Annotated in this window: 8 protein-coding genes; all 8 read left to right on the top strand. The window is 42.2% G+C overall.

Annotation, left to right across the window (positions count from 1 at the left end):
- Positions 1 to 295: 295 nt before the first annotated feature.
- Positions 296 to 823: an RNA polymerase sigma factor gene (locus tag FQ608_RS12235; RefSeq protein ID WP_158858525.1), complete on the top strand. Its 528-nt coding sequence runs from the start codon at positions 296 to 298 to the stop codon at positions 821 to 823.
- A 459-nt stretch (positions 824 to 1,282) separates the two neighbouring features.
- Positions 1,283 to 2,926, top strand: a complete 1,644-nt coding sequence (locus FQ608_RS12240; RefSeq protein WP_158858526.1) for a neutral/alkaline non-lysosomal ceramidase N-terminal domain-containing protein — start codon at positions 1,283 to 1,285, stop codon at positions 2,924 to 2,926.
- A 1,057-nt stretch (positions 2,927 to 3,983) separates the two neighbouring features.
- Positions 3,984 to 7,046 (top strand): SusC/RagA family TonB-linked outer membrane protein, encoded by a 3,063-nt coding sequence (locus tag FQ608_RS12245; protein ID WP_158858527.1) that lies wholly within the window; start codon positions 3,984 to 3,986, stop codon positions 7,044 to 7,046.
- A 14-nt stretch (positions 7,047 to 7,060) separates the two neighbouring features.
- Complete coding sequence (locus FQ608_RS12250) at positions 7,061 to 8,692, top strand: RagB/SusD family nutrient uptake outer membrane protein (protein WP_158858528.1); 1,632 nt, start codon at positions 7,061 to 7,063, stop codon at positions 8,690 to 8,692.
- A gap of 106 nt (positions 8,693 to 8,798) precedes the next feature.
- Positions 8,799 to 9,857 carry a Gfo/Idh/MocA family protein gene (locus FQ608_RS12255; RefSeq protein WP_158858529.1) on the top strand — a complete coding sequence of 353 codons (1,059 nt, stop codon included), beginning with the start codon at positions 8,799 to 8,801 and terminating at the stop codon, positions 9,855 to 9,857.
- A gap of 33 nt (positions 9,858 to 9,890) precedes the next feature.
- Entirely contained in the window at positions 9,891 to 10,913 is a 1,023-nt protein-coding gene (locus FQ608_RS12260; RefSeq protein WP_158858530.1) for a Gfo/Idh/MocA family protein, read from the top strand.
- Positions 10,914 to 10,917: 4 nt separating this feature from the next.
- Positions 10,918 to 11,712, top strand: a complete 795-nt coding sequence (locus tag FQ608_RS12265; protein WP_158858531.1) for a PIG-L deacetylase family protein — start codon at positions 10,918 to 10,920, stop codon at positions 11,710 to 11,712.
- A gap of 26 nt (positions 11,713 to 11,738) precedes the next feature.
- A complete protein-coding gene (locus FQ608_RS12270; RefSeq protein WP_158858532.1) occupies positions 11,739 to 12,671 on the top strand; it encodes a sugar phosphate isomerase family in 933 nt (310 codons plus the stop codon).
- Positions 12,672 to 12,676 lie beyond the last annotated feature (5 nt).

The raw sequence follows: 12,676 nt of genomic DNA on the forward strand, positions 1-12,676 counted from the left end.
AGAATCCTTAATATCAAGCAGGTTTTATTAACAGTTATTTAATTTCGGGGCGATTTTTAGGGTTAATGTTTAATTTTTCGTGAAGTTTTTGTTGCCGGATTTATAAGCTATTCATTTTCAAGGCGGAGGTAAACTTGCCGTTTCGCAAATTGAAGATTAATATACGTGATTTGCGCAGATTATATTTCACAAAAATAGGATATTCATAAAATCATTTGCGCACACCCAACGTCTAATTGGTAGGTAGAGGAGTTTGGATGTGTCGGTTTTAAATAGAATACTAAACATGTAGTTTATGGAACAGCCTGACAAAAGTTTATTGGAAGATTTTCGAATGGGGGATAATAAGGCCTTCGAAAAGATTTATCAGTATTACCGGGTACCGGTTATTCGGTTCAGTATATCCATTATCAAGGATGAACAGGAGGCGGAGAATATCTATCATGAGGTATTTATGAAAATCCTGAAAAAGCGAAAGAACATCAAGCCTGAACTCAATTTCAATTCCTATGTGTTTACCTCTGTAAAAAATGAGATTTTTGACTACCTGAAAGCAATGAACAGGAACAATTCTCTCAAAGAGCGTTTTTGGGAAAAGTTGCAACACATGCAAAATGATTGTGACCAGGTAAAAGAAGACAATCTCAACAAACTCGAGACGGTCATAAAATCCCTATCTCCTAAAAGAAGGCAGATTTTAGAGATGAATTATTTCGAGAAGAAGTCTTATAATGAGATTGCCGATATTCTGATGATTTCAAAAAACACCGTTAAAAATCAGTTGGTAAAAGCCAAGTTTATTATCAGGAAAGAAATGGAGTAAAGGCATCTTGAAAGGAGTTTGAGTGAAAAAATATCTTGGATTAAACGGATTTTAGTAAGAGTTCCTTATTCCATTTTTTTATAATCTTGGGATATTTTATCGCGGCCTGTTTTTGGCATCGTCCCTAGGTAAGCAGCAAAATTTAATCCCTCTATGGGAAAATGCTGGTTTTATTTTGCACGTATTGCAAAGCAAACTAACTTTTTACGGTACTGGAGATCCATTACCCCACATTCTCTTTTTCCAATCAATCCAAAATGGCATTTAATTTAGATACAGGTTTTCTGAAAGATAATATTAGGATTCCATATTTAAATAGAAGCCAAAGATAAAATAAAGATTTATTTTTGAATGAATATCCAAATTCCGATATTGTTTTGACCAGCTTGGAATTTGGCAGCGGTTTGAAGGGTTCTAGTCCTATCAATAAATTTAATGATGATGCAAATTCAATTATTTATGAAGAACTTACAGAATAGTAGGGTAGGCATAAAGAATCCGGAGATTGATTATTATTGGATTTTTCGGGGCTCAATGGCTCCCTTATGCCGGTTTTTTACCTTTTGGACTACATTTATCCTCCCACCAATGATTCTTAATTCAGCGTCAGATCCAAAGAATATTAATCTGCTTTTAGGTTTTAAAAGCCTTCGCATCCTGTCATGCATTTACCTTTCTATTTTATGTCTTGGGTTTCCCCTACAAGCCCAATCTAAACCATTTTTCGAAGATCAGGTTTTAAAGGCCGGAGCAGCAGACTCCAAAATCACCCCACCAATAGGAAGCATAATGGGGAATTCTTATGGAATAACAGTGTCTGAGGGAATCCATGACGATTTGTATGCCAAAACCATTGTTTTTGAAAAAGATGAAACCAAAGCCGTATTCATTGCTTTAGACCTAATCAGTTTACCCCATCAGGTGGTTATGAGGACCAGGGAACTGATTTTCCAACGAACAGGAATACCTAGGGAAAATATTATCATGACCGCAACCCATGTTCATGCGGGTCCTCAGATGAATCCATTATTTTGGGACGCAATTGGAGGTTTGCCCAAACAAAAAAGTGAAGAATACCTAAGCCGTTTGCCTGAAATGATTTTTGAAAGTGTAGGTACGGCAATTCATCTACTTCAACCGGTCAGGGTTTCCATAGGCAAAACCAAGCAGATTTCGGTAAATTTTAACCGACGGTTTTTAATGAAAGACGGTAGTTTCAGAATGAACCCGGGAAGATTGAACCCAAATACAATACGACCTGCAGGGCCCGTAGATCCAGATCTTTCCATAGTACTGTTTGAGACCCTGGATGCTAAACCCATGGCCATTCTGGTTAATTTTGCCCTTCATGTTGCAGTAGTAAGTGGAGATCGGTTCTCTGCGGATTTTCCCGGAAAAATTTCCGACCTGTTGAAGGATGTTTATGGTGAGGATATGGTGAGTGTCTTCACCAATGGCACTTCTGGAAACATTAACCATATCAATGTCAATCTTAACAGTGCACTGGACGGCTACGAAGAGGCTGCGCGCATAGGAACCATTCTGGCGGCAGATGTAATGAAGACGTTGCCTACGCTTAGTCAAATACCGATACATGATCTTAAAGTCAGGACTGAACCTGTGATTTTGCCAGTCGCATCTGCCTCTGAGGAGGAGTTGAAATGGGCTGAGGGTATCATTGACCTTTACGGCAGTTCCTCACCACCACCATTCAATGATGTTGTAAAAGCCTGGCGAATTCTAGATGTGGCAAGCATGGCAGAAAGAGAAAGGATACCAACTACTACCGTGCCATTGGTCAGTGACGGATCTGCCCTGCAGAGCGAGGTTCAGGTCATTGCCTTTGGGGATGAACTGGCCTTGGTGGGCTTCCCCGGGGATGCGTTTGTGGAGCTTGGTTTGGGAATCAAATTAAATTCCCCATTTCCATTCACCATTGTGAATGAGCAATCTGCCAATGGCACCATCAGCTATGTTCCTAACAGTAAAGCTTTCCCAGAAAGCGGGTATGAAGTTATCAGTACACGTTTTGAGCAAGGTGGCGGAGAAATATTGGTAGATACAACAATACGCATCTTAATGGAGCTTTATGGAGTGAAATAATTTTTAGGTCAAATGTTTTACTCATTATGTTCGAGGCATTGCGAGGATCAGAAGGGATTTAATTAACATGAGCTGATTATAGCAGCCCTTCCTTTTGGTTTTTATTTCTTGATCGGAACCGATTTATACAGGAGTTTGTACTCCTTCCCTGGCTTCTATCATGACAGGCTGCTTTAGCGAGTGGGTATGTATTCCAATCCAAGGGATGGGTCGGTTTTGTCACCCATTTTCCCTTAAGGCATGTATCCAGATACAATTACCATAACTAAAGCGCTGAAGAAGGAAGGATATACAGCTGGAATTATAGGGAGGTAGCACTTGGGAGATCAGCATGAATTTTTTTCAAATGCAAACGGATTTGGCTATTATTTGCATTCCCTTTAGTGGATAAGATGCGATGTGGCAGAATTGCAGGTATTTCCATGAATAAACAATGTCCTTCATATTTTTAAATCAACAATTTTACCAACTTAGATTCGCTGCTTCTTATAATCTCATTTCAAAAGCCTAGTTCAATAGTACCAACAGGTAACAGTCTATCAACTGTCCGAAAACTGACGCTCAATCCAATAGAGGTAGTAAGGTATTGATTTAGATGTCTTAACAGACGTTTATTTTTTAAATGATCTTTTTCGGGATGTCGCAGGGTGCCATGGTGCGAGCGAATAGATGATCTGATTGTAATAGTCCGGCAATTTGGGGAATTCCGAAAGATAGTACTTGCCTTACGAATAAAAATATAGGAATAATAGCAATGGAATAGATAATTTTGAAATATATAATTAATTAACCACCAACCCCAAGATGGGTCAATTATGAAAAAGAAAATCAATTAAAATGAACGTCAAACAGACAAAAATGCCGGGGATAATTCCAGTTATCCCCGGCTTTTAGCGAAGTTTCTACCCAACAGGTCCTAAATCTGTATATGATAGAAGTAAAAATGATATTAGAATCATTTCTCATCCACAACAACAATAATATGAAAAAATCCTTTTACAAACTACTTAATGGAATAATACGGTATTCTTGCCTCGTTATTATAACTCCATTATTAATGCCAGTATCTGGCTTTGCAAACGGTAAGGTGCCGGAAACTCCACCTATAGAGGTTTCCGAGTCATTATTAGAAATAGAAAGGGATAAGCCCTTATTTATCAATGTAACCGGAAAAATTATTTCTTCAACGGATAGCCAGGGAATACCCGGTGTCAGTGTCTTGGTCAAAGGTACTTCAATTGGTACAGTTTCCGATGTTGAAGGTAATTATGCCATTGACATACCACCTGGGGAAAATATTTTGGTATTTTCATCCATAGGATATGTTCCACAGGAAATCGAAGTGAATGAACGGACCGTAATCGATATCATTCTATCCGAGGACCTGTTAGGTCTGGAGGAGGTCGTTGTAGTTGGATATGGTACCAGAAAAAGGGTAAATTTAACCGGGTCCGTTGCTTCGGTAGGCAGCGAAGCTTTAGAGAAGAGAACTGTACCCAAATCTTCTATGGCATTGCAGGGCCAAATGAGTGGTATCTCTGTGCGACAAGGCTCAGGTAATCCCGGAAAAAACAGTGCCTCCTTATTAATAAGGGGTCAGGGTACGTTTAGCTCGGCCGGAAACGCCCCACTGGTGCTTGTGGATATGATAGAGGCTTCATTGGATGATGTGGACCCAAATGATATTGAAAGTGTTTCCGTCCTTAAGGATGCTGCATCAGCGGCTATTTTTGGATCCAAAGCTGCCAATGGGGTCATCTTGATTGAAACCAAAAAAGGCAGATCAGGTACACCTGTATTTAGATACAATGCTTATGTAAGCACCCAGTCACCCACAATGATTCCCGAGATGTTGAATTCTTGGGAGTATGGGCTAGCCGTGAACGAAAATAACCGGAACCTAGGCCAACAGCGAAGGTATACGGATGAGGAAATCGAGTTGTTCCGATCAGGAAATGATCCAGCATACCCCAATTTCGACCATATCGGATATTTGTTTGGATCCGGAAGCGGTGTGGAAACCAAACATGACCTATCTGTCAGTGGCGGTACCGCCGAAACCCAATACATGTTCTCTCTTGGTTACTATGATCAACAGGGCATCATCAAAAAAAACAATGCTGACCGGATTAATTTACGGTTGAATCTGGACAGCAAGTTGAGCGATAGGTTAAGTGTAAGTGTCAAATTGGCAGGAAATAAAAATAGCACCAATGAGCCATCAGCTCCATATGGAAATGGCGGTATAGGTAATATCATTGCAGGCGCCATGAGAAATGCCAATGCCATTCCCGGATTTACAGAAGATGGACTTTATGGGAGAAACGAAACCCTTCATCCAGAAGCGGATTTAAATAGCCAATCATTCGTAAGCGGGGAACTCACCAGCATCTATAGCAACGGCAGTCTGATTTGGCAAATTACAGATGATTTGAAGATTACAGGGCAGGCAGGCTACACTCAAAATTTGGCAGAATCCAAAACGTTTATTGCCAAGTATCCCATTACTTCCTCCTATGCTATCCAAAGAAACAGCCTAAGGTCCGCCTGGAACCAGAGTACAGCCCTGACGCTGCAATCCTTTCTGGAATACAATAAAACATTGGACAATCATTCCATACAGGTTTTATTGGGTAGGTCGGCTCAGGCTTTCGGTTCTAAATATTTGGGTGGATTCAGGGATGAATTCCCTAACAATGAGATTTATGAACTGGATGCAGGGGCAACTGTACGGGCAACCAATTCCGGTGGAGCGGCGAGAAATACCCTTTCCTCCTATTTTGGAAGGTTAAACTATGGCTTCCAGGATAAATATTTGTTAGAGGCCAATTTCCGGTATGATGGTTCCTCGAGATTTCCAGAAGACAGAAGATGGGGTTTATTTCCTTCTTTTTCTGCAGGATGGAGGGTATCCCAAGAGGGATTTTTTCAGAACGCCCTTCCTTGGGTATCTGACTTGAAAATCCGTGGTTCCTGGGGAAAACTGGGTAACCAATCTGTTGCCAACTATCCTTACCAGGACCTTATTACCCTTGGGCAGAATTACCCATTTGGAGATGTTCTGATGGCGGGTGGAGCGGTTACGAGAATCGCCAATAGGCAAATTACCTGGGAAACCACCACGATGACCAATATAGGGATCGATTTATCCCTATTGGAAAACAGATTGGCGTTTTCTGCAGAATATTTTGTAAAGACCACGGATGATATTCTTTATCCGGTATCTGTTTCCACCTTATTGGGGGCAACTCCCTCTGAATCCAATGCAGCAAAGGTGGAGAATAAGGGCTGGGATTTTGACCTGAGCTACAGGAATTCCATAGGAGAATTTACATACGGCGTATCCGCAATTTTTTCAGTAGTAAGGAACCAGGTATTGGAACTGGCCAATCTGGATAGAGATATACCCAGAGGCTTATTTGTGGGCCATCCTATCGGGAGCAGATATGGTTTTGCGAGTGATGGTTTGTTTGTAAATGAGGAAGAGATCCTAAACTATGCCACCCAGCCATTTAATAATCTGGCAATCCCCGGAGGGATCAAGTATGTAGATATCAGTGGACCCAATGGGGTACCTGACGGAGTGGTGAATGCCACCTATGACCGGACGGTTATCGGCCAACCTCTACCCATTACTACTTATGCATTAACACTGAACGGTGCATTCAGGAATTTTGATTTCAACGTGATGGTGCAGGGAGAAGGCGGAAGGAATGCTTTTGTGACACTCGGTCAATTCTTCTTCCCGCTGGAAAACAACAGCAATGTTCAAAGAGACATGTACGAAAACCGATGGACCCCGGAAAACCCTGATCCCAATGCCCTTTATCCAACCATCATTGCCACTGCTGCTGGATTTTATAATTCTAACCCAGTGGACTTCTGGAACAGGGATGCCACTTTTCTGAGATTGAAAAATGCTCAGATCGGCTACACTTTGCCAAGGGGGTTAATTGGAGATTCGTTCCTGGACAATGTACGTTTCTATCTAACCGGTGAAAACCTTTTCACCATCACCAAATTTTATAAAGGTTGGGATCCGGAAATGCAGACTGGTGGAGCAGATTGGTTTTATCCACTTGTCCGGTCCTATGTGGCAGGGGTAAATGTAAGGTTCTAAAACAGAAGATGATTATGAAGACATATAGAAAATTAAGTTTAATTGGTGTTCTGTCCATCCTGATTTTGTTGGGACAGACTGGTTGTCAGGACTGGCTGGATGAGCAGCCCTTGGTCCAATTGTCCGAGGGATCCTTTTGGAACAGTGAAAGTGATGGTTTACTGGCCTTGACTGGAATTTACAATGGCAGCAATGTGGGTATAAACGCTTATACCAACGAACTGCTGATCTTGTCCAGTGCGACGGATGATTCCAGTTATAAGTTCGGTGCCGTTGGGAATATTTATAGTGGCTACCTCAGGGCGGCTGATACCCAGGTGGTATTGGCCATTTGGCAACGGGCGTACAGGACTATTTTCAAAGTCAACTACTTTCTTGAGAACATTGACAGGGTGGAAATGGATTCAGGACTTAAGGCACAATGGATAGCTGAGGCCAAATTTTTACGGGCTTACGAATATTTTTACATGTCCATCCTTTACGGTGGGGTACCTTTAATAACAAGTGTGCTAACCATCGAGGAAGCCAATTCCCAAACACGTAATTCCCTTTCCGAGATTGTTGAATATTCCATTCAGGAACTCACGGCGGCTGCTCAGGACCTTCCTGCCACCAGGCCGGCCAGTGAAAGGGGCAGGATTGTAAAAGCTGCTCCATTGGCCATAAAAGGGAGATTGTTAATGATCCATAATAGATGGTCTGAGGCAGTAAGTACCTATGAGGAAATTATTGGACTAGATGCACATCAAATTGACCCTAGGTACAAGGCAATTTTTGAGGAGGAAGGGGAAACCAGCAGTGAGATTATCCTTGCTACCAATATGATTGCAGGCCTGTATGGAAATACCCATAATCAGAGAAACCACCACCCGGAATTCTATGGGGGATATTCAGAGGTCAATCCCTTTCAGGGAATGGTGGATGCTTTTTTAATGACGGATGGACTTCCTATTGAAGAGTCCCCCTTATATGATCCCCAAAATCCTTTTGACAACCGCGATCCAAGGCTTTATGCGAGTGTTTTTCTGCCGGAATATACGGAATTCAGGGGTCGGTTGTTTTTGGCCCACCCCGATAGGACAGGCGATAACATCGCTGCTTTACCCGGGGCAACAGGTTATGGTTGGAAAAAATATGTGACCGAGGATTTTGCAGGTGATTTCGGAAGTTCCGGTGATGACAACATTCTGGTACGCTATGCGGAAGTTCTTCTAAGCTATTTGGAATCGAAAATCGAGAATGGAGATAATATTACCCAAGAGCTCCTTGACCAAACCATCAACCAGGTGAGAGGAAGACAGGAGGTGGGAATGCCTCCAGTTACAGAAACGGATCCGGCCCAGCTTACTGAAATCCTGCGGCGGGAACGGAGGGTGGAATTCTGTATAGAAAGAATCATCAGGTACATGGATATCCGGAGGTGGGGAATATTTATGGAAGTAATGAACAGACAATTCTACGGAATGAAGCTAACCGATGATGCGGATAATTATTCAGATTATACGGTGGAGACAACTGGGCGATTCCGGGGTCATTACAAAGTAATAAATAAAACAGGATCTGTAACCGAGGATATGGCCCTGATCCCAATACCCTTGTCCGAAATTGATCTCAATCCGTCCCTGGAGCAGAATCCCGGCTATTGAACAGGATACGCTTAGTGTAAATTATGAAACATTGGGGAGGAGGAACATCGGTTTTGTTTCAAAAAACAGGATTCGCATTACACTCCCCCTCTTAAACTAAAACCGTTTGAAAAGTCATAAGCTTAAAAATCAATCAATTCAAGTGGCAGATAACAACAAGTTAGTAAGAAGAGATTTTGTCAAAAACCTGACCTTTGGAGGCTTTGGACTGGGTTTATTGGGGCAGTCAGCATTTACCATTGCCAAAAACATTCCTCCCGATGACCTTAAAGTTGGACTTGTTGGCTTATCCGTCCACAGCGCAGCCTTTTCCCGGATATTGAACGATCCCAACAAAAAGAGCGATTTGAGCGGATGCAGAATGGCCGCTTTATACCACCCACCCGGTAATCCAGATGTGGATTTTACCCAAGAACAGCTTGAGGGCTTTCAAAAGGAAATTTTGGAAATGGGGGTTAAAGTTGTGGGTTCCATGGAAGAACTGATTGATCTAGTGGACGTTGTGATGATAGAAACTAATGACGGTAGACCGCATATGGAGGAAGTACTTCCGGCCTTGAAAGCGGGCAAGCCTGTATTTGTTGACAAGCCTGTTGCAGCCGATCTGAAAGGAGTAATAGAAATTTACAGAACTGCCGAAGAATATGGGGTTCCTATCTTTTCGTCTTCGGGTTTGAGGTACTTGGAAACTGCGCAGCGCATTCAGCCCTCCCAAGTATTAAGTGCCCACACTTTCAGTCCTGCTGCTTTGGAGCCAAGCCATACAGACCTTTTCTGGTATGGGATCCATGGCGTAGAGCTACTCTATACTGTGATGGGCCCAGGATGTAAGGAAGTGCAGCAAGTGAAACATAACGATACAGAAGACCTAGTGATCGGGTATTGGAAAGACGACAGGGTAGGGGTTTTCAGAGGGATCAGAAAGGGGAAGCGGGATTTTGGCGGTACGGTTTTTACGGAAAATGAAATTGTAAGCTTGGGCACTTTTACAGGTTACCGGCTATTGGTAGTGAAAATCGTGGATTTTTTCCTTCAAAACAAATCACCGGTGCCGGTAGAGGAAACCTTGGAGATTTATGCTTTTATGCAGGCTGCCCAGGAAAGTAAGGAAAAGGACGGGAAGAAAATCAGTTTGGAAAAAACATTACAGAGAGCATACAAATAAAACCATTGAACTTTTAACTATATATTAAAGATTATGAAAAAATTGAATGTTGGGATTATTGGATACGGCTGGGTAGCCACCGCGCACATCAAAGCCATCAATTCAGGTGAGGGTGCACAGGTTTCTGCGATTTATTCCTCCAGAAAGCAGGATGATGCAGAATTAAGTAAAACGTGGGGAACTGAAATAAAATCCTATACTGACTTGGATGAGATGTTGAAGGATAGCAGTATAGATGCTGTCTCCATTTGCAGTTTTACTTATCAACATACCGAACATGCCCTAGCTGCGGCGAAGGCTGGCAAACACATCATATTGGAAAAACCAATGGCATTGTCCTGGGAGGATTGCCTAGAAATAGAAAAGGCTGTAAAGGAGGCCAATGTCAAATTCTGTATTTGTTTTGAATGTAGGTATTCTAACCAATTTATTTCTACAAAAGAAGTAGTGGACCAAGGACTGATCGGTGACCTACATTATGGTGAAATAGATTATCTCCACGGAATTGGACCCTGGTATGGACAGTTTGAATGGAACGCCAAGAAAACAGGAGGAGGAAGTTCCCTGCTTACTGCGGGTTGCCATGCACTGGATGCTTTGCTGTTGTTTATGGGGTCAGATGTTGAGGAAGTTACCAGCTACGACACCAAAACCAAAAGCGAGATATTCAAGCCTTATGAGTATACTACTACTAGCGTAACGATCCTAAAATTTAAAAGCGGGAAAATTGCCAAATGTGCAGCTAGTGTGGATTGTCTTCAACCCTATTATTTTCATACCCATCTTTTTGGGAGTGAGGGATCCATTCTGGATAATAAATTCCACTCCAACAAATTAAAATCCGATAAGACTAGGTGGAGTGAACTGTCCATGAAAATGCTGGACTCAGGAGATGTGGCAGACCATCCGTATCAGTTGCAGTTTGAAACTTTCTTTGAGTCCATTCAAAATGGTACCGAAATGCCCTTGACAGGATTGAAAGAGGCAATGAAAACCCATGAAATAATTTTTGCTGCTGACAAATCTGCATCAACAGGAAAAAGTGTAAAGCTTTAAATGCATGGATAAAATAGCTATGGCAATTGCTGCACATCCTGATGACATTGAATTTATGATGGCTGGTACATTGGTATTGTTAAAAAATGCCGGATATGAAATACATTATATGAACCTTTCTACCGGAAACTGTGGTAGCACGGAAAATGACTCCATTACCACTGCCCGGATAAGATTGGTGGAGGCGCAAAATTCTGCCCAAATTTTAGGGGCGGAGTTTCATCCTCCGATATGTAATGATTTTGAAATATTCTATGAGTTAGAAGCTCTTAAGATATTGTCGGGAATAATCCGTAAGGTAAAACCTAGTATAGTTCTGACCCATTCTCCCTTGGATTACATGGAAGATCATATGAATGCTTGTCGATTGGCTGTTACCGCTGCTTTTGTAAGGGGAGTGCCCAATTTTAAAGCTCCTTTTCCAGCTGTTACAAATTATAATTGCGCAGTATATCATGCCCTACCACATGGGCTTATGGATCCATTGGGCCAAACAGTAAAACCTGAAATTTTCATAGACACTGAATCGGTGCATGCTATCAAAAGGGAGGCTTTAAATGCCCACAAAAGTCAAAAAAACTGGTTGGAGGACAGCCAGAAAATGGATTCATATATAGCGGCCATGGAGGATTTTTCCATGAAAACAGGAAGAATGTCCGAGGGTTTTTTCCATGCGGAGGGTTGGAGAAGACGAACCCATTTTGGGTTTTCTGAGCCTGGTTTTGATCCACTAAAAGGTTTGGGAAAAGTGTATTGGCCAAGTATTAATAGCATTGGGATTAAAGGATCTAAAATTTAAATTCAGTCATTAAAATTTATAAAGAAATGAGAAAAAGAAGTTCGATTGCTCCTGACTGGTGGGATTATACCACGCTGGATCTTGGAAGTAAAATAACAGATCAAATTGCCAGTATGACACCCCAAGATATGATCCAGCTTTCCAGGCCGGGTTTTAAAGTAGTCTTCTTTGATACGATCGAGGAGTTTTACCTGGCTGAGGCACTGGAATACATCACTGTCTGGAAAAAAGCCACAGCGGATAATCCGGTTGGAATCTGTGGTCCCATCGGCCCGACGGAACAATTGCCATTGGTGGCGAGGATTGTAAATGAGCTGGGTATTTCACTGAAGCATGCCCATTTTTGGAGTATGGATGAATGGGTTGTGGACGGGAAGGAAGTATCGGCTGACCATTCACTTTCCTTTAAAAAAGCTTTTAGGGATCTGTGTTACAACAGGATAGATAAGTCCTTGGCAATGCCGGAGGAGAACATCCATTTTCCGCAATATGATACTACAAAATTCACGGAAAGCTGGAAGCTGGCCAAATGTCTCATCATGCAGGGAGGACAGGGAGACGTAAAACACTGGGCATTTAACGAGCCTCCCAAGCGGGAGGGAGCCTATAAAGACAACCCCCAAACCGTGGAGGAGTACAAAAAACTTCCGACCAGGGTTTTGGACCTGCATCCCATAACCATCCAACAAAATTCCAGGTTACATTGCGGGGGTAATGTGCCTTTGATCCCTACCCAGGCAGTGACGGTCGGTCCCAAAGAAACATGGGAGACGGAAAAAGTCTCTATTTGGCATGCGGGGGCTCATGATAACCCATTTGGTCAACGCCTGACTACCTATATGATTTCCAATAACATTCCGGATACCTCAGTGCCAATGTCCGTTTTGGCAGACCATCCCAATGTACAATTTAATTTTTATGCCCCGGGACTTGGTACCTGTTCTGTTGAAATGCATTAGGAGTT

The organism is Lunatibacter salilacus (assembly GCF_009797935.1).
In the GTDB taxonomy this organism is placed as follows: domain Bacteria; phylum Bacteroidota; class Bacteroidia; order Cytophagales; family Cyclobacteriaceae; genus Lunatibacter; species Lunatibacter salilacus.

Bases quoted from the DNA above. Each gene is read 5' to 3' on its own strand.
- FQ608_RS12265 (WP_158858531.1), top strand. From the start codon at position 10,918: ATGGATAAAATAGCTATGGCAATTGCTGCACATCCTGATGACATTGAA.
- FQ608_RS12245 (WP_158858527.1), top strand. From the start codon at position 3,984: ATGCCAGTATCTGGCTTTGCAAACGGTAAGGTGCCGGAAACTCCACCT.
- FQ608_RS12260 (WP_158858530.1), top strand. From the start codon at position 9,891: ATGAAAAAATTGAATGTTGGGATTATTGGATACGGCTGGGTAGCCACC.
- FQ608_RS12240 (WP_158858526.1), top strand. From the start codon at position 1,283: ATGAAGAACTTACAGAATAGTAGGGTAGGCATAAAGAATCCGGAGATT.
- FQ608_RS12235 (WP_158858525.1), top strand. From the start codon at position 296: ATGGAACAGCCTGACAAAAGTTTATTGGAAGATTTTCGAATGGGGGAT.
- FQ608_RS12250 (WP_158858528.1), top strand. From the start codon at position 7,061: ATGAAGACATATAGAAAATTAAGTTTAATTGGTGTTCTGTCCATCCTG.
- FQ608_RS12270 (WP_158858532.1), top strand. From the start codon at position 11,739: ATGAGAAAAAGAAGTTCGATTGCTCCTGACTGGTGGGATTATACCACG.